We start from the raw sequence: 16970 nt of genomic DNA, 5'->3' as shown, positions 1-16970 counted from the left end.
AGCTAGGTAATGATCATGAACGCCGCGTTAGTCTTTTCGCAAACATTTGAAATATCTGCCGGGAAGTTCCGGATTCGCTCGAAAAATCTGCGCGGTCACCGGGCCGGCAGTTGCCCGCCGATCGGTTCCCGCAAGCTGGCGCAGCCGCCAAGCTTGACCTATATTCGCGTCATTGGCATGCAAGCGCCGCGCAGAACGAAAGAACCATGAACAGCCTCGATCTTCCCGGACGTCCCGAAAACACCCGTATCGTCGTCGCCATGTCGGGCGGCGTCGATTCGTCCGTCGTCGCGGGTCTCTTGAAGCGCGAGGGTTATGATGTCGTCGGCGTCACCTTGCAGCTTTACGATCATGGCGCCGCGACGCACCGGGCCGGGTCCTGCTGTGCCGGGCAGGATATCGATGACGCCCGCCGCGTTTCCGAGACGCTCGGCATTCCGCATTATGTGCTCGACTACGAAGAGCGCTTCCGCAAGGCGGTCATCGATCCCTTCGCTGAGAGCTATGTCGCCGGCGAGACGCCGATCCCTTGCGTTTCCTGCAACCAAACGGTGAAGTTCGCTGATCTGCTGGCCACCGCCAAGGATCTCGGCGCCGACGCGCTGGCCACGGGCCACTACATTCGCTCCGGCGCCAATGGCGCCCATCGCGCGCTCTATAGGCCGGTCGACGCCGATCGCGACCAGAGCTATTTCCTCTTCGCCACCACGCAGGCGCAGATCGATTATCTGCGCTTTCCGCTCGGCGGCCTGCCGAAGCCGCAGGTTCGCGCCATTGCCGAGGAGATGGGCCTGACGGTAGCCGCCAAGCAGGACAGCCAGGACATCTGCTTCGTGCCCCAGGGCAAATATTCCGACATCATTGCCAAGCTGAAGCCGACGGCCGCCAATCCGGGTGACATCGTCCATATCGACGGCCGGGTGCTCGGCCGCCATGAAGGCATTCTGCGCTACACCATCGGCCAGCGCCGCGGCATCGGCGTGGCCTCCGGCGAGCCGCTCTATGTCGTCCATCTCGACGCCGAGCGCGCCCGTGTCGTGGTCGGGCCGCGCGAGGCGCTGGAGACGCACAAGATCTACCTGCGCAACATGAACTGGCTTGGTGACGGCGCGCTGGCCGACATGCCCGCGGGCGGGCTGGAACTGTTCGCCAAGGTTCGCTCGACCAGGCCGCCACGCCCGGCGATGCTGCGTCACGAGGCGGGCGTCACATCGGTCGAATTGGCCGATGGCGAGTCCGGTATCGCGCCTGGACAGGCTTGCGTGCTCTATTCCGACGACGGCAACGAGGCCCGCGTGTTCGGCGGCGGCTTCATCGAACGCTCCGAGCGCGGCGCCGAGGCCGAGGCGATGTTGAGCCGACTTGCCGCGTCACCGGCGCAGGTTCCCGCCGAGTAGGCAACGATCTCTCCGCCGCGACGCGGCCCGATCTTCTTCAGGGATTGGATTTGGTGTGCGTGACCGTACCTGCGGTCAGGATGCGCAGCACCCGGATTGCCTCCTCGCCGCTGGTGCGCGGTTCGGCCCGCGTTTCGATGCAATGGATGAAGTGCTCGAGTTCGCGCGTCAGCGGCATGCCTTGGCCAACCGCGACATAGGAGGGCTCATTGGTGGTGAACGCCCATTGGCCGCTGTCCTGCCAGACCGCGTGGCGATAGACGGCGAGCTTGCGCTCCCATGGTTCGACATCGTCGAAGACAGCCATCGCCTTGGTGCCGACCACGGTCAGCCGCCGTTCGCGGTAAGGGTTCAGCCGCGAGGCGAAGAGATGGCTGCGCAAACCGTTGGGAAAGCGCATGTGCAGATGCGCGAAGTCGCTGAGATTGTCGAGCAGCGCCGCCCCTTCGCCGCGCACCTCGATCGGTTCGGTGCCGGTGATGGCCAGGATCATCGACAGGTCATGCGGCGCCAGGTCCCATAGCGCATCGTTCTCGGTGTGGAATTTGCCGAGGCCGAGCCGGTGCGAATGGATGTAGCGGACCTCGCCGAGCTCGCCCTTGTCGATGAGCGCCTTCAGCGTCTCGAATGCGGGATGGAAGCGCAAGACGTGGCCGACCATGAAGACGCGGCCCTTGTCCTTCGCCGCCTGCACCGAGCGCTCGGCATCGGCAACCGTCAACGCGATCGGCTTCTCCACCAGCACGTCCTTGCCGCTTTCGGTGGCGCGCACCGCCATCTCGGCATGAAATTGCGGCGGCAGCGCCATGACGATGGCGTCGATGTCATTGCGGACGAACAACTGGTCCGGTTCGATCGCGAGGCAGTCCTGTTCGCTGGCAAAGCCTTCGGCGCGGGCACGGTTGGCGTCGGAGACCGCGTGCAGCGCGCCGAGCGCCTTGAGGGTGCGGATGTGGTTGGAGCCCCAGTATCCGCAACCGAGGACTGCAATGCGCGGCTTCATCTGTTCTCAAACTCTAAAAACTCGTGGCCGAGACATAGCGACGTGCCTCTTCGAACTCAACCCCGGCGGCTGCAACCAATTATCGGCGCGGCAAAGCTTTTCGGCAGCGAGAATAAGCGCCCCTGCCGAGCGGTTCGAAGCTTGACAGGCTCACCCTCCCAACCTTATATCCGCGCGACCTTGGCGAACGCCTCGAAATGCCTTGCGATTTAAGGCGGATTTCGGGCCTTTCGCCGCCCTGGCGGGGTAGCTCAGTTGGTTAGAGCACGGGAATCATAATCCTGGGGTCGGGGGTTCAAGTCCCTCTCCCGCTACCACCTCTCACCTGTACGGCCCGGAGACATAGGTAACAGACTGTACCTAAGACATGGGTGACAACCTCGTGCTGAACGGGTTGGACAGGCCCGCGCTGATGCGGGTCGCGTTGGGAGGAACGTCTACACCTCTTCCGTCTCGAGCACGAACGTCCCGGTGGGGATGCGGTTGGTGATCATGGCGCGGATGCCGACATCGATGGCGGGGTCAGTTTCATCGAATAGGCCGCAGGCCTGCAGCGCCTTGCGCTGGTCGACGGAGCGGCCGAGATATTCCAGAAGCACGACCGAGGCTGCGGGTCTCCGCCCTCGTAAAAGGGGCATGCCCGTCTGGATGCCGACCAGATAGGCGACGCTCGTCTGGTAGCTCGGATAGAGGATCACCTGGGTGATGCTGGTCTTGAGCAGGGTTTCGGATTCGAGCGCGAATATGCGATCGCCGAGCAGCAGCAGGGCGGCCGAATATTTCGAGGTCTTTACGCCATATTTGCCGAAATGGACGAGCCTTTCCATGCATTTCCAGAAATAGCGGCCTTCCTTTTCATAGATTACGACAAGGCATTTGATGATCTTGCCGGCATAGCCGAACGAGTAGAAATAGCGGAAATAGTAGCCGACATAGCGCCCGAGATCGCCGGAACGCTGATAGAGCTGCTCCATATGCACCAGCATGTCCGATGGCGCATGGACGCCGAGCGGGCGGCGGCGCAGGCCGACGATCTCGGCAAAGCGCTGCTGGTCCATCAAAAGCTCGCCTTCGCTCACGCCGAAGAAATCGCAGATCTTGCGCATGTTGCGGCGGGACGGCCAGGTCTGGCCGCTCAGATATTTGTTGAACTGCTGGCGGTTGATCTGCAGGCGCCGGCACACGGCGGCGATAGACGGATAATAGCTGCACAGGAAGGCGAGGTTCTGGGGAAGCGGTTCGGTCTGCATGACCTAATGCATACTGACGCCAGAACAGTGTCAAGTCGCGAAGGGTCGCGAAATTGTGCGGCACCGCCGATTTGCCCAAAGTGGCGCTCTCCAACAGAGGCCTCGTCATGCGCACAGTGTCCAACTTCCCCCATCCGATCCGCTCGGTCGACCATTTCGAGATTCCGATGCCGGACGGTTGCCGGCTTGCGGCGCGCATGTGGCTCCCCGAGGGTGCCGAACAAAAGCCGGTGCCGGCTATCCTGGAATACATCCCCTATCGCAAGAACGATCTGACCGCCGCGCGTGATGTCGTCATGCACCCCTACGTGGCCGGCCACGGCTACGCAGTGGTGCGCGTCGACCTGCGCGGAACCGGCGATTCCGAAGGGCTGATGCTCGACGAGTACCTTCAGCAGGAGCTGGACGACGGCTGCTCGGTCATCGAATGGCTGGCCTCCCAGCCCTGGTGCGACGGCAACGTCGGCATGATCGGCATCTCCTGGGGCGGCTTCAACGGATTGCAGATCGCGGCCATGCGGCCGCCTGCGCTGAAGGCGGTGATCAGTTGCGCCTCGACCGACGACCGCTACGCCGACGATGTCCACCACATGGGTGGCACGCTGCTCATCGACAATCTCTCCTGGGCGGCGATCATGTTCGGGCGCAACACGCTGCCGCCCGACCCACGCAACAAGCCGCACAATTGGCGCGCTTTGTGGCACAGTCGATTGAAGGAAAGCGGGCTATGGCTGAAGAACTGGCTGGAGCACCAGCACCGCGACAAGTTCTGGAAACACGGTTCGGTCTGCGAGGATTTCGGCGCGATCACCTGCCCGGTCTACGCCGTCAGCGGCTGGGCCGATGGTTATTGCCGCTCGGTCTTCCGCCTGATGGAAAAGCTGCAGGGCCCGCGCAAGGGGCTGGTCGGGCCATGGGCGCACACTTATCCCTATATCGGCAAGCCTGGTCCTGCCATCGGCTTTCTGCAGGAATGCGTCCGCTGGTGGGATCAATGGCTGAAGGGCCGTGACACCGGCATCATGGACGAGCCGATGCTGCGCCTGTTCATGCAGGATAGCGCCCCGCCGCAAACTTCCTACGAGACGCGCGCCGGACGCTGGGTCACGGAGCCGGCATGGCCATCGCCGAATATCGAGCGGCAGTCCTTCTTCCTTTCCGGCAATGGGCGCCTGTCCCTACGCCGGGCAGACGATGCGGCCGGAACGCAGACGGTCCGCTCGCCCTTGTCGGTTGGCCTGCGCGGCGGCAAATGGTGCTCCTATGCCGTGCCCGGCGACCAGCCGGCTGACCAGCGCGGCGACGATGCCGGCAGTCTGGTCTATGAGACGCAAGAGCTGGCGCACGATGTTGAGATCGCCGGCGATGCAATGCTCGATCTTGTCTTCGAAAGCGACAGGCCCGTCGCCATGGTGGCCGTCCGTCTTTCGGATGTCGCCCCCGATGGCGCGACGACGCGCGTCAGCTACGGCCTTTTGAACCTGACGCATCGCGATAGCCATGAGAGGCCCGAACCGCTCGAACCGGCAAGGCGCTACCGCACCTCTGTCCCCTTCAAGCACGTAGCACAGCGCTTCAGCGCGGGGCATCGCATACGCCTTGCCATCTCGACAAATTACTTCCCGATCGCTTGGCCTTCGCCCGAGCCGGTCACGCTCACCGTCCATCCGGCGGATTGCCGCCTTGAACTTCCGGTCCGCGTCGGGGGCGCCGGAGATCCGGCACCGGCGCCTTTTGCCGAACCCGAAGGGGCGCCGCCCTTACGGGTGGAGACGATCTCAAAGCCGCAAAAGGATTGGACGATCACGGAGAATCTGGCAGTCGCTTCGACCGTCGTTGAGATCGGCGAAGGCGCCGGCACCTATCGCATCGTCGACAACGACCTAACCATTACCTCGCTCGGCCGCGAACGCTATTCCTTCCGCGGCGACGATTTCGGGTCGGCCAGGGCCGAGGCGAAATGGGAGTTCGAATTTTCGCGCGCTGATTGGCGCATGCGTTCTGTGACCGAAACGACCATGACCGCGACGCCATCGCACTTCCACGTCGAGGCGCATCTCGAGGCATGGGAAGGCGACGAGCTTGTCCACGAACAGAAATGGACCGAGGCGATAGAGCGTCGCCTGCTGTGACATTCGCGAACTGACGCTAATCTCGCTCACATCTGCGTCGGCAGCGAAATTGACCGGCTTGCCGGCTGAATTGAAGAATGCGCCGTCCGAACTCGCGGCCCCATCAGGCGGCGCGGTACCAAAAAGAGGGATCCCGGCAATCGCCGGGAAACCCGCTCAGTTGAAAGGGGAACGAAACCGTGAATGGAATGAAATTGAATCGCAGGCATTTCCTGCAGGCAGGCGCCGGCCTCGGCGCGGGGATCATCGCCTCCGGCCTGCCCTTGTCGCAGGCCGTATGGGCGGCCGAAGGCAAGGTACTCAAGGCCCGCGCCTATTCCGATATCGACAAGCTCGATCCTGGCTTCTACCAGAACGCGTACAATGTCGACGTCATGAACTGCATCTACACCAAGCTTACGCGCTATAAACCGGGTTCGGAGTGGGGCTGGGAACTCGAGGCCGCCGAATCCGTCGAGCAGATCGATCCGACGCACATCCGCTTCCGCCTGAAGAAGGGCATCAACTTCACTGGCGGATTTGGCGAAATGACCGCCGAGGACGTGAAGTTCTCGTTTGAGCGCGTCATCCAGCACAATTCTCCGGTCAAGGGCGACTGGGGTCCGCTTGACCGCATCGAGATCGAGGACGACCATACTGGCGTGATCGTGCTCAAGACGCCTTTCGTGCCGCTCTGGAACATCACTCTTCCCTATGGTTGCGGCCACATCGTCTCGAAAAAAGCGGTGACGAAGGCAGTTGCCGACGGCGGCGATTTCGGCATGAAGCCGCCCTGCTATTCAGGTCCCTACGTGTTGTCGGACTGGAAGCCGAACCAGCTCGTCCTGTTGACCCGAAATCCCGAATGGAAAGGCCCTAGGCCGGGCTTCGACGAAATTCATATCCTGCCCATGAGCGATATCAAGACCGCCGAGCGCGCCTATCAGGCAGGCGACATCGACTTCACCGATTTCAGCCTCGATTCGCTGGCCACGTTGAAGGACAGCCCGCCCGAAAACACCAAGATCGAAGAAAAGCCTTCGCTCTACTATGTCTATATCGGCATGAACTCGGACCATCCGAAGCTGAAGGACGTCAATGTCCGCAAGGCGATTCAATGGGCCATCAATGTGCCGCAGATCATGGACGCGGCCTATTCAGGCCAGGCCCAGGTCGCGACCGGCCTTATCGCTCCAGGCTTGGTGGGACACCGGGAAAAAGCGCTGATACCGCCGGAGGGCGATCTCGAAAAGGCGAAGCAGTATCTTGAGAAGGCCGGCATCACCGAACTCAGCCTCACCATCGACGCGCTCAACGTGACCACCTTCTCCACGATCGCGGAAATGGTCCAGGCGCAGCTGTCGCAGATCGGCATCACGGTCGAGGTCAATGTTCAGGATTCCGGTTCGTTCTGGACCATCGGCATGGAATCGGAAGGCGAACGTTGGAAGGACATGCAGCTGATCGTGCAGCGTTTCTCGATGGTGCCGGATCCCTATTACGCCACCACCTTTTTCGTGCGCGACCAGGTCGGTGTGTGGAACTGGGAGCGCTTCCGCAGCGAGCGCTTCGACGAGCTCAACGCCAAGGCGGTAACCGTCGAAGACCCGCAGGAACGGGCCAAGATGTATTATGAGATGCAGGACATCATGGAAGATTCCGGCTCCTACCGGTTCCTCACCCATGAAGGCTCGCCGATCATGTACCGAACGACGCAACTCGAGGCCGAGACGCGCCCAGACGGGCGGCCACTCTATCTCGGCTTTGAGCCGAAATCGGCCTAGGGCGTTCTAGGAAAAGTGCGTAGCGGTTTTCCGTCCGGAATTGCGAAAAAACAAAGGGTTAGAGCGGGTCGGCGATTCTATCAAACGCTGAACCGCTCTGACGCGGTCGCTGGGACAGGCTGAGTCAAAACATGTGGTTATATCTTGGCAAGCGTATCGTGCTGGCGGCGGCAATTGTCGTCGTTGCCGTCACGCTGCTGTTCCTGATGATCCAGGCCGTTCCCGGCGATCCCGCCGCGGTCCTGCTCGGACCGCGTGCGACGCCGGAACTGAAGGCGCAATTGCACGAGGAAATGGGCCTCGACAAGCCGCTGCCCGTGCAGATCGTCTCATTCTTCGGGGGGCTGCTGCACGGTAATCTCGGCACCGATGTCTTTACCCAGCGCCCTGTCGCGGCCATCGTTTTCGAGCAATTGCCTTACACGATCGAACTCATCCTGGTTTCGATCGCCTGGGCCGTTATCGTCGGCGTGCCGCTCGGCTGCTATTCGGCGCTGCGCCGCAACTCCGTGATCGACAAGGTCGTGGGTGTATTCGCGGTCGGAACCATCGCCATCCCGTCCTTCGTCATGGCGATCTATGCGCTGTTGATCTTCTCGGTCGGCCTGCGCTGGCTGCCGGCCATCGGCGCCGGCTCAGGCTTCCGCGACGGGTTCGTCCATCTCATCCTTCCAGCCTTCGTCGTCGGTATCGGCTGGGTGGGCTACATCTCGCGCATCGTGCGCGCCTCCATGCTGGAGATTCTTGGCGAGAACCACATTCGCATGGCGCGCTCCTTCGGCCTTTCGGAGCGGCGCATCGTGGCGCGCTACGCGCTGCCGCTCGCGATCCTGCCGACAGTGACGATCATCGGCGTCGGCATGGCGCACCTGCTCTCGGCGGCGGTTTTCGTCGAGGTGGTCTTCGCCCGGCCCGGCATCGGCGCTCTGATCGTCAAGGCGGTGGATTCGCGCAACTATCCGATCGTCATGGGCACGGTCCTCGTCACCACCGTTCTGTTCGTCATCTCCACGACGCTCGCCGACCTCGTCAACGCGGCGCTCGATCCAAGAATCCGCGAGAATTTGTAGCGTGTCCGAAGTTCAACTCATTCGCGAGGCGGTCGATGAACGCAGCGGGCAGGGCGCGGCCGCCATGTTCCTGCGGCAATTGCGCAAGTCTCCGCTCGGCATGATGGGCGCCGTGCTGGTCGTGCTGATGGTGGTGACTGCGGTCTTCGCCACCTGGATCGTGCCTTACGATCCGATCAAGATCATGGTTGGGCCCCGGCTGGCGCCGCCCTCTTTGCATTTTCTTCTCGGCACCGATCAGTTGGGACGCGATGTCTTCTCGCGGGTCGTCATGGGCGGAAGGATCGCGCTGCTCGTCGCCTTCGTCTCGTTGGGCGCCTCGCTCAGCGCAGGGCTTGTGCTCGGCCTCATCGCCGCCTTCGGTCCGCGCTGGCTGGACAATCTGCTGCTGCTGGTCTTCGACACGATCCGCTCCTTTCCGGTCATCATCTTCGCCTTGGCAGTGGTGACGCTGCTCGGGCCGAGCCTTGCCAGCGTCATCTTCGTCGTCGCGATCACGTCCGTGCCGATCTATGCGCGCGTGGTGCGCACGCAGGCCCACGCACTGCGCGAGAGCGAGTTCATCACTGCGGAGCGCGCCATGGGCGCCGGCATCGTGCGCATCCTTGCCGTGCACGTGCTACCCAATGTGATCGGGCCGCTGCTGATCCTGGTCAGCATGGATGTTCCGCTGGTCATCACGCTGGAGGCCGGCATGAGCTTCCTAGGCATGGGTGTCCGTCCGCCGACGCCGGACTGGGGAACCATCCTCAGTGACGGCTATGGCTATATCCACAAGACGGTGTGGCTGGTGATCGCCGGCGGCATCCCGATCGTCATAACCACGCTGGGCTTCACTTTCCTCGGCGAGGCGCTGCGCGACATTTTCGACCCCAAGCTTCGGAAAGACCTATGAACACCGGCGCTCAGGCAAGACATTCTCCAAACCGCGACCCGCTTCTGGCGATCCGCGGTCTGTCTCTCGATTTCGGCACGCCGCGCGGTCGCGCCCATGCACTGCGCGATATCCATATCGACGTGTCGGCGGGCGAAGTGGTTGGCATCGTCGGCGAAAGCGGTTCGGGCAAATCGACGCTCGCCTATGCCGTGATGGGGCTGCTGGCGGAAAATGCGGAGATGGTGAACGGCGCCATCCTGTTCGAGGGGCGCGACCTGCTCGGCATGCCTCCGGCGGAGCGGCGCGGCTTGCTCGGCAACCGCATGTCGATGATCTTCCAGGATCCGATGACGGCGTTGAACCCGGTGCGCAGCATCGAAAGCCAGATGATCGATGTCCAGCATCACGAGGGCGGCTCGCACCGGACCAAGCGCCAGCGCGCGCTGGATATGCTCCATCGGGTCGGCATTCCGGACCCGGAGAGCCGCATCGGCGGCTATCCGCACGAGTTTTCCGGCGGCATGCGCCAGCGTATCTGCATCGCGATGGCGCTGCTGGTGAAGCCGGCGCTGCTCATCGCGGACGAACCGACCACAGCGCTCGACGCGACGCTGGAGGTGCAGATCATCCATCTGTTGAAAGAGCTGCAAAAGGAGATCGGCTGCTCGATCCTGTTCGTCTCTCACCACCTCGGCGCTGTCGCCGAGCTCTGCGACCGGGTGGCGGTCATGTATGCGGGCGAGGTGGTCGAATACGGCACCGTGCGCGACATCTTCCGCCGACCGGGGCATCCCTATACGCGCTCGCTGCTCGAATGTGATCCCGGACGCATCCGGCAACGCACCCGCCAGTTGCCGACGATCCCAGGCGAGGTGCCGAGCCTCCTCGGTACCCAGGCGGGTTGCATCTTCCGTCGGCGCTGCCCGCAAGCCTTTACCCGGTGCGTGGATGACAGTCCTGTCCAGTGCGCTATCGGCGCAACGCACACCGCACGCTGCCATCGCCTCGACGACACGTTGGTGGCGCCGGCATGAGCCCCCTGCTTTCAGTCGAGGATCTTCGCGTACGCTTCCGCACCATGGGCGCGCTGAAGGCGCTCGCCAGCGGCGTTAAGAACCCGTTCGTGGACGCCGTCTGCGGCGTTTCCTTCGAGATCCGCAAAGGCGAAACGCTCGGCCTCGTCGGCGAAAGCGGGTCGGGAAAATCCACCATCGCCCGCACCATCATGGGCCTCCGGCCGCCGACGGGCGGCACGATACGCTTCGATGGTCAGGTGCTGAACGGCCTCGCCCCGACGGAGCGCAAGCCGCATCTTCGGCGCATGGCGATGATGTTCCAGGATCCGGTCGGATCGCTGTCGCCGCGCCTCACTGTACGCTCGCTGCTGATGGAGCCTTTCCGCATTCACGGCGTTACCGGCCGCGACCCCGCCGCCGAAGCGGAACGCCTGCTCAACATGGTCGGCCTGCCCGCCGACTTCGGGCGGCGATATCCACACCAGCTTTCCGGAGGCCAGGCGCGCCGCGTCGGCGTGGCGCGGGCCCTTGCATTGCAACCCGATCTTATCATCGCCGACGAGCCGACCGCGGGACTGGACGTGTCCGTTCAGGGTGAAGTCCTCAATCTGCTTGGACGCTTGCAGGGCGAACTCGGCATCGCCATTCTCATCATCACGCATAATCTCAATGTCGTGCGCCACATGACCGATCGCATGGCGATCATGTATCTCGGCCGCTTCATCGAGGTCGGCTCGACTGAGCGGATATTCACGCAGCCGCGCCACCCCTACACGGAGGCGTTGCTGTCGGCCAATCCGGAACCCGACCCGGACGCCGTGCTCGACAGGGTCGAGCTCAGCGGCGAGGTGCCGAGCCTGATGACGCGCCCAGCGGGCTGCGAGTTTCACACCCGCTGCCGCTATGCGCAGGGCATCTGCAAAAGCGTCTTCCCGTCCCGGGCAGCCGACCGGGAAGATCCCCGCCATGTCTTCAATTGCCACTTCCCGCTATCGGAACGTGCGCTCGCCGGAGCCACCAATGTCTCGTGAAATCCTCGATGTTCCTCTTGCCAACGGCACACCGGGCAGCCAACACAGCGTGCGCATCATCCGGTATGGTGCCGCCGACGCGCGCCCGAAAGCCTACATACATGCCGCGCTGCATGCCGACGAAGCGCCCGGCCTGCTGGTGTTACACCATCTGGTCGAGCAGCTTGACGCCGCCGACGCGCGCGGCGAAATCCGGGGCCAGATCGTCGTCGTTCCCTACGCCAACCCGCTCGGCCTGGCGCAGTTCGTCAATGGCGATCATCTGGGGCGTTACGATCTGGCCAGCGGCCGGAATTTCAACCGCAAATGGCCTGATGTCGCCGGCGAATTGACCATCCGACTTGCCGATCGGCTCGGAAGCAGCGCCGACGACAACACGGTGCTCATCCGCAGCACGATTCGCGAAATTCTCGACGAACGCGGCGCAGGGCAGCCTGTCGATTCCCTTTACACCACCTTGGCACGCGAGGCTTTCGATTCCGATCTTGTGCTGGATCTGCACTGCGACGACGAAGGGCTGATGCATCTGTTCGTGCGGCCCGAGATCTCGGCCGAGTTGTCCGACCTTGCGCGGGAACTCGGTTGCCGGGCGGTGTTCTCACAGGGTTCGTCGGGCGGCTCAACCTTCGCGGAAGCAAGCGTCGAGCCCTGGATCAGGCTTGCGGCTGCCCTTCCCGATAAGGTGATCCCGATCGGCTGCCTCGCCGCGACGGTGGAACTGCGCGGCTTCATCGACATCAGTGATGAGATGGCGTCGGCTGACGCTTCCGCCTTGCTCAACGTGCTTCGCCGCCGCGGCTACGTCGCGGGGCAAGCGGGCCTGCCGCCCGCCGCGCTTTGCGAGATCACCGGCTTCGATGCGTGCGATGTGGTTCGCACGCCCGCTTTCGGTGTCATCGTCTACCGCGCCGAACTGGGTGAACGCGTCACTTGTGGACAGCCGATCGCGGACATCATCGTGCCTTCTTCGCTGGGCCGCGAGGCGCGCGTGACGGTACGGGCGCGCACCGACGGGCTCGTGGTGACGCGAAGGCTGAAGAAACTTGTCGCCGCCAATCAGGTCATTGCCAAGGTGGTGGGCCAAAAGCCCCTCGCCCACCGGACAGGCTATCTGCTGGAGGATTAGATCGATCAGCGGGCGCGGGCACTTCTTGACCGCAGATCGATGATTGGCGGCCACGCGTAGAAACGAGGTCCGTTCGACCTGATCCTGTCCCGGGCTCTAGGCCAGGGGCCGACCGCCGTCGACCGGAATGATAACGCCGGTCACGAAACGGAGATGGGTCGCAGCCGCCAAAACCGCCTCGGCGACATCGTCGGGCGTGCCCAGCCGCCCCAGCGGCGTCCGGTTTGCCTGTTCGTCCCGCCAGGATTCGTCACGGCCCTTGATGAAGTCGGTGTCGACCACGCCGGGCGAGACCGAAACGACCCTGATTCTCGGGGCTAGGGCACGCGCCAGCGACTTGGTCAGATTATCGACAGCGGCTTTCGACGCACAATAGGCGACGTTGCTGCCCATGGCGGTGACCCCTGCGATCGACGAGATGTTGACAACAACCCCGCTGCCGGTGCGGTCGAGCAGCGGCCGCATGGCCCGCGTCGCAGCAATCACACCGCGCACGTTGACGCTGAAGATGCGGTCGATCAATTCATCGTCCAGGCTGTCGAGGTCCGGATGTGGCACGAAGCGGGTTGTCCCGGCGCAATTGACCAGGACATCCAGCCGGCCAAAGCTTTTCTCGATCTGACCAGCGAGGCGCGCGAGGCAATCGCTGTCCGTCACGGTCGCCTCGGCGACGAAGTGATCGCCGTACGCCAATGACGAAACCAGATCGTCGGCCGCCTGCCGCGAACGGTTGTAGCCGATGACAACCGAAGCCCCTTCCGCAGCAAGCCTGGATACGATCCGCGCGCCGATGCCGCCGGTTGCTCCAGTGACCAGGGCAACCTTGCCTGTGAGTGTGGCTGTCATGGCCGTCTCCTGAGTGTCAAACCCCGGTGCTTCGCTTATGGGCGGCCAGCGCCATTAGATTGCGGTCGCGCCAGGCGCTGCGTTCGGCGAGTTGGGATGCTGACAACTTTTCGCGGCGCGCTTCCTCGGCCTTGGCAACCAGCCCTTCCGACCAGGGGGCCGGATCGCGCCTGGCGAGGGCGATCGAATGGTAGAGCGGTCCCAGACGTCTCGCGTAGTCCGCGATCCCGCCGGGCGCATTCAGATCGATCGTCTCGAAAGGCCCCATGAAGGACCACCGGTAGCCGAGCCCATGCGACACCGTAAGGTCGATATCGGCGGCACTTGCCACGCCCTCCTCGAGCAGGGCCCAGGCTTCGTTCAGCAATGCCCCCTGAAGCCGGTTGAGGACGAACCCTTCGACTTCCTTGCGCACGATCACGGCAGCCTGCCCTACGGCCTCCATCTGCACCCGCAGCCACGCAACGGCCTCCGCGTCGGTCCAGGGCGCCGGGACCAGTTCCACCAACGGGATCAAATGCGGTGGATTGACGGGATGAGCGACAAGAAAACGCCGGCGGTTGGCACAGGACCCAGCGAAGGCCGAGGCCGGAATGCCGGAGCTGGAGCTGCCTACGACCGCGTCGGGCCGCATCGCCCGGTCAATCTCCAGACAGACCGCCTCCTTGATGTCGCGCACTTCCAGCACCGACTCCTGGATGTAGTCGGCATCCGCTACCGCACCCTCCAGCGTATCGACAACGTTCAGCCGCCGCATGACTGCATCGACGGCATCTACCAGCCCGGCCTCTTGCATATCGGCAAGGCTGGCCCGGATCTTGTCGAGCACCGCGGCGCGGATGTCGGCGCTGCCGTCATAGATGGTCACATCATGGCCGGCCCGGGCGAAGACGATCGCCCAGCCACGGCCGACCAGTCCGGCACCGACAATGGCGACTTTGCGGATTGCATCCATCATTGCACCCGTGACGTCTCGCCGTCCGCGAGGCAAATTTCGGTGATCCGCAGGCCATCCTGAGTGATGCGGGATGGGAACCGGTCCTTCAACCGCTCTTCGTGGATGGGAATGACCCGCCGTGCCTCGTGGCCCACCTGCTTCATCATCTCCTCGGTAGCGAGAACGAGATTGGTCTGGCTGCCGACCGCAAGCCCCACCGGAACGTAGAGCGTCTCGATATCGACGGCAGCTCCCGAGCCCTCGATGTTATCGAAGACGTAGACCAGATCGCCAGCCAGCACCCAGGTGTCGTCCTTGCCGTTGCGCACGGTGACCCACATCGACCCGTAGGTATGGCTGTCAAAAGCGGCATGGAGATCGATGTCGGGCAGGACGTCCTGTTTCGATCCGTCGATCGTTACCAACCGCTTCTGACGGGCCAGATCGACGCCGCGCACGATGTCGCCGGGGTCGACGGCTACGTTCATCCAGCGCATGCGGTCCGGCAGCGACATCGCCCAGACCCACTTCGCGATCTCCCTCTCCTGGATGTAGAAGGTCGCATTCGGGAAGTCCTCGACATTGCCGAAATGGTCGAAATGCGCGTGCGTGACAAAAACTGTGTCGACGTTCTTGGGCGAGAGGCCGATTTCGCCAAGAACGGCGTCGGGCGAGTGCCAGTTCTCGACGCCAAATTTGTCGGCGAGATGCTTGCCGTAGTCCTTGTTGTTGTAGCCGACATCGACCATCGCGACGCGACCGTTGCCCTTGATCAGCGCGTAGCAGTAAGGAAGCTTGACGTAACCCTGGTTGTGGGCGCCGTAGAGCACCCCGCTCTTGTGGTAGTTGCTGACATAGCTGTACTCAAGCACCCAGATCGAATATTGGCCCATTGCTTCCTCCCTGTTGTCGCCAGCGCTGCACACAGCTGCAGCAGGCGTGATTGAAATCGACCGGCGTCATACCGGCCCGCGGTTCCGACGCCGCCTGCAGCCCGGCGTAGGCGCGTTTGATCCTCTCCCCGGCCCGGTCGAGCTCCTGCTGCCAGTCGCGCCGCAGTCGGGCCGAACCGAAATCGTCCAGGACCTCGCCCAGCGTTGCATGAGCGGCCCGCAGACGCGCGCAATGGCTTTCGAGCCCATGCGGCGCGTGCAAGGCGCCCAGCCGCTGCTCCACCTCCGTCCACCGTTCGCGGGCCACCGGAATGTCAGGCAGATCGAGCACGTCGCGGCGTCCGCCGGCCTGAGCCAGGACCAGCAGGCCAGCGAGTTGGCCGATCAGCCGGCGCAGGCCTTCGTAGACGGGGCGGGTTGCCACGACGTAGCGGACGATGGCTTCGTCGGCCAACGCGGCATCGTTCACGGTGGCGACGGGTTCCTCGCTTCCGGTGACGGAGACATGGGGCGCCGCGACGACCTCGCAGTCATAGCGGTGGACGCTTACCGCCCGCTCGAAGAAGCGCTTTCCCGGGATATCAGCCATGGTGCCTTTTTCGCGTCGTCGCGCGCTCGATCACCGCGCCGGGCGGGATTAGTTGAACGATCGGCTCCCGGCCGGAATTCGTGCTCAATTCCTTCGCCAGGCTGACCGTGGCCTCGAGCATCTGGTCAATGGGCTGCCGGACGGTCGTCAGCCCGTGCGAAGGCCAGTGGGCCATCTCGATATCGTCGAAGCCGACGATCGAAATGTCGTCCGGCACGCCGAGCGCCAGCTCTCGCCGCACGCCGTCGAGAAAGCCAATGGCGAGAATGTCGTTGGCGCAGAAGACACCGTCGGGAACCTCTTTCAGGTCACGCAGCTTGCGCGCCGCTTCGTAGCCGGCGTGATAGCTGAACTGGCCTGCCTCGATAACTATCGGCGCGGCGAGGCCACGCTCGACGGCGCGTTCGCTGAAGCCCCTGTGGCGTGCGACATTGGTGGAGGCATCGGGCAAGGCGGCGATGTAGGCCAGGCGCCGGTGGCCGGTATCGACGAGATAGTCGGCGATGCTGCGGCCGCCGAGTATATTGTCGCAGGAAATGCCGAACGCGTGGTCGTCGGCCGAGAGTCGGTTGAAAAAGATCACCGGAGTGCCGGCCCTACGGCATTCCTGCGCGGCCGCCGAAGACAGGGTGGCCGCCAGGATGATGGCAAGATCTGGCTGGTAGTTGAGCAGCAGGCGTAGCGCCTGGTCGACGTCTCCCGACTGGTCGGCGGCGACGAGCATCACGTTCATGTCGATGGCACGAAGGGCGGTGGTCAGCCGCGTCAGCACTTCCGGATAGAACGGGTTCTTGATGTCCGCGACGACGATACCCACGATACGCGTCTTCTTGGTGATGAGGCTGCGCGCGAAAGGGTTCGGCGAATAGCCGATCTCCCTCGCACGGTTCAGCACCAGGTCCCGCGTATCCTTGGCGATCACGGCATCGGCGTGAAAGGCCCTGGATACGGTCGAAACAGACATGCCGAGATCGCGCGCCAGATCCTTGACGGTCAGGCGGGGCTTGCTGTTCTTGTTGCGGGCGATGATCGACATGAAA

General features: G+C 63.3%; 16 protein-coding genes and 1 tRNA gene. 10 read left to right on the top strand and 7 right to left on the bottom strand.

The genetic code is table 11. The features are described from left to right. Positions 1–15: 15 nt before the first annotated feature. A complete protein-coding gene (locus FJ490_RS17970) occupies positions 16–210 on the top strand; it encodes a hypothetical protein (RefSeq protein WP_140518053.1) in 195 nt (64 codons plus the stop codon). Then, entirely contained in the window at positions 207–1397 is a 1191-nt protein-coding gene (gene mnmA, locus FJ490_RS17965; protein WP_140496104.1) for a tRNA 2-thiouridine(34) synthase MnmA, read from the top strand. Before FJ490_RS17970 ends, mnmA begins: the two co-directional genes overlap by 4 nt. Before the next feature lie 37 nt (positions 1398–1434). Here the strand turns inward: mnmA and FJ490_RS17960 are convergent, their stop codons facing one another. Next, complete coding sequence (locus FJ490_RS17960) at positions 1435–2400, bottom strand: Gfo/Idh/MocA family oxidoreductase (RefSeq protein WP_140496105.1); 966 nt, start codon at positions 2398–2400, stop codon at positions 1435–1437. Between the two features lie 240 nt (positions 2401–2640). Here FJ490_RS17960 and FJ490_RS17955 point away from each other — a divergent pair. Continuing rightward, positions 2641–2717: transfer RNA gene (locus FJ490_RS17955), tRNA-Met, on the top strand. A 120-nt stretch (positions 2718–2837) separates the two neighbouring features. On the opposite strand, the gene FJ490_RS17950 is transcribed toward FJ490_RS17955, so the two are convergent. Continuing rightward, positions 2838–3650 carry a helix-turn-helix transcriptional regulator gene (locus tag FJ490_RS17950; RefSeq protein ID WP_140496106.1) on the bottom strand — a complete coding sequence of 271 codons (813 nt, stop codon included), beginning with the start codon at positions 3648–3650 and terminating at the stop codon, positions 2838–2840. A 107-nt stretch (positions 3651–3757) separates the two neighbouring features. Between FJ490_RS17950 and FJ490_RS17945 the strand changes: the two genes are divergently transcribed. From FJ490_RS17945 to FJ490_RS17915, 7 genes are all read left to right on the top strand, one after another. Further along, positions 3758–5782 (top strand): CocE/NonD family hydrolase, encoded by a 2025-nt coding sequence (locus FJ490_RS17945; protein WP_140728526.1) that lies wholly within the window; start codon positions 3758–3760, stop codon positions 5780–5782. 188 nt (positions 5783–5970) lie between these two features. Next, complete coding sequence (locus tag FJ490_RS17940; RefSeq protein ID WP_140496108.1) at positions 5971–7545, top strand: ABC transporter substrate-binding protein; 1575 nt, start codon at positions 5971–5973, stop codon at positions 7543–7545. 131 nt (positions 7546–7676) lie between these two features. Further along, the gene (locus tag FJ490_RS17935) at positions 7677–8615 is read left to right on the top strand and encodes an ABC transporter permease (protein WP_140496109.1); all 939 of its coding nucleotides are present in this window, start codon (positions 7677–7679) and stop codon (positions 8613–8615) included. A 1-nt stretch (position 8616) separates the two neighbouring features. Beyond that, a complete protein-coding gene (locus FJ490_RS17930; protein WP_224680319.1) occupies positions 8617–9510 on the top strand; it encodes an ABC transporter permease in 894 nt (297 codons plus the stop codon). Then, positions 9507–10526, top strand: coding sequence for an ABC transporter ATP-binding protein (locus FJ490_RS17925; RefSeq protein WP_140728525.1), 1020 nt, complete (start codon positions 9507–9509; stop codon positions 10524–10526). The genes FJ490_RS17930 and FJ490_RS17925 overlap by 4 nt, the downstream gene beginning before the upstream one ends. Next, a complete protein-coding gene (locus FJ490_RS17920; protein WP_140582229.1) occupies positions 10523–11539 on the top strand; it encodes an ABC transporter ATP-binding protein in 1017 nt (338 codons plus the stop codon). The genes FJ490_RS17925 and FJ490_RS17920 overlap by 4 nt, the downstream gene beginning before the upstream one ends. Continuing rightward, positions 11529–12665, top strand: a complete 1137-nt coding sequence (locus FJ490_RS17915; protein ID WP_181165224.1) for a succinylglutamate desuccinylase/aspartoacylase family protein — start codon at positions 11529–11531, stop codon at positions 12663–12665. The genes FJ490_RS17920 and FJ490_RS17915 overlap by 11 nt, the downstream gene beginning before the upstream one ends. A gap of 96 nt (positions 12666–12761) precedes the next feature. Here the strand turns inward: FJ490_RS17915 and FJ490_RS17910 are convergent, their stop codons facing one another. From FJ490_RS17910 to FJ490_RS17890, 5 genes are read right to left on the bottom strand one after another with little or no spacing between them, the layout of a single operon-like run. Continuing rightward, entirely contained in the window at positions 12762–13511 is a 750-nt protein-coding gene (locus tag FJ490_RS17910) for an SDR family oxidoreductase (protein ID WP_140496113.1), read from the bottom strand. A 16-nt stretch (positions 13512–13527) separates the two neighbouring features. Then, positions 13528–14466, bottom strand: a complete 939-nt coding sequence (locus FJ490_RS17905; RefSeq protein ID WP_224680317.1) for a 3-hydroxyacyl-CoA dehydrogenase — start codon at positions 14464–14466, stop codon at positions 13528–13530. Continuing rightward, positions 14466–15341: an N-acyl homoserine lactonase family protein gene (locus FJ490_RS17900; protein WP_140518016.1), complete on the bottom strand. Its 876-nt coding sequence runs from the start codon at positions 15339–15341 to the stop codon at positions 14466–14468. Before FJ490_RS17900 ends, FJ490_RS17905 begins: the two co-directional genes overlap by 1 nt. Continuing rightward, on the bottom strand, positions 15313–15930 hold the full coding sequence (locus FJ490_RS17895) for a hypothetical protein (protein WP_140728523.1): 618 nt from the start codon (positions 15928–15930) through the stop codon (positions 15313–15315). Before FJ490_RS17895 ends, FJ490_RS17900 begins: the two co-directional genes overlap by 29 nt. Next, on the bottom strand, positions 15923–16966 hold the full coding sequence (locus FJ490_RS17890; protein WP_140728522.1) for a LacI family DNA-binding transcriptional regulator: 1044 nt from the start codon (positions 16964–16966) through the stop codon (positions 15923–15925). Before FJ490_RS17890 ends, FJ490_RS17895 begins: the two co-directional genes overlap by 8 nt. Positions 16967–16970: the final 4 nt, after the last annotated feature.

Origin of the sequence: Mesorhizobium sp. B2-5-11, assembly GCF_006440835.1 — a bacterium.
Classification (GTDB): domain Bacteria; phylum Pseudomonadota; class Alphaproteobacteria; order Rhizobiales; family Rhizobiaceae; genus Mesorhizobium.
Note: the sequence above shows the minus strand (reverse complement) of the source record. Positions and strands in the feature narration are given on the sequence as shown.

Excerpts from the sequence above, each read along its gene's own strand:
- FJ490_RS17970 (WP_140518053.1), top strand. The coding sequence starts at position 16 with ATGAACGCCGCGTTAGTCTTTTCGCAAACATTTGAAATATCTGCCGGG.
- mnmA (WP_140496104.1), top strand. The coding sequence starts at position 207 with ATGAACAGCCTCGATCTTCCCGGACGTCCCGAAAACACCCGTATCGTC.
- FJ490_RS17960 (WP_140496105.1), bottom strand. The coding sequence starts at position 2,400 with ATGAAGCCGCGCATTGCAGTCCTCGGTTGCGGATACTGGGGCTCCAAC.
- FJ490_RS17950 (WP_140496106.1), bottom strand. The coding sequence starts at position 3,650 with ATGCAGACCGAACCGCTTCCCCAGAACCTCGCCTTCCTGTGCAGCTAT.
- FJ490_RS17945 (WP_140728526.1), top strand. The coding sequence starts at position 3,758 with ATGCGCACAGTGTCCAACTTCCCCCATCCGATCCGCTCGGTCGACCAT.
- FJ490_RS17940 (WP_140496108.1), top strand. The coding sequence starts at position 5,971 with ATGAAATTGAATCGCAGGCATTTCCTGCAGGCAGGCGCCGGCCTCGGC.
- FJ490_RS17935 (WP_140496109.1), top strand. The coding sequence starts at position 7,677 with ATGTGGTTATATCTTGGCAAGCGTATCGTGCTGGCGGCGGCAATTGTC.
- FJ490_RS17925 (WP_140728525.1), top strand. The coding sequence starts at position 9,507 with ATGAACACCGGCGCTCAGGCAAGACATTCTCCAAACCGCGACCCGCTT.
- FJ490_RS17920 (WP_140582229.1), top strand. The coding sequence starts at position 10,523 with ATGAGCCCCCTGCTTTCAGTCGAGGATCTTCGCGTACGCTTCCGCACC.
- FJ490_RS17915 (WP_181165224.1), top strand. The coding sequence starts at position 11,529 with ATGTCTCGTGAAATCCTCGATGTTCCTCTTGCCAACGGCACACCGGGC.
- FJ490_RS17910 (WP_140496113.1), bottom strand. The coding sequence starts at position 13,511 with ATGACAGCCACACTCACAGGCAAGGTTGCCCTGGTCACTGGAGCAACC.
- FJ490_RS17905 (WP_224680317.1), bottom strand. The coding sequence starts at position 14,466 with ATGGATGCAATCCGCAAAGTCGCCATTGTCGGTGCCGGACTGGTCGGC.
- FJ490_RS17900 (WP_140518016.1), bottom strand. The coding sequence starts at position 15,341 with ATGGGCCAATATTCGATCTGGGTGCTTGAGTACAGCTATGTCAGCAAC.
- FJ490_RS17895 (WP_140728523.1), bottom strand. The coding sequence starts at position 15,930 with ATGGCTGATATCCCGGGAAAGCGCTTCTTCGAGCGGGCGGTAAGCGTC.
- FJ490_RS17890 (WP_140728522.1), bottom strand. The coding sequence starts at position 16,966 with ATGTCGATCATCGCCCGCAACAAGAACAGCAAGCCCCGCCTGACCGTC.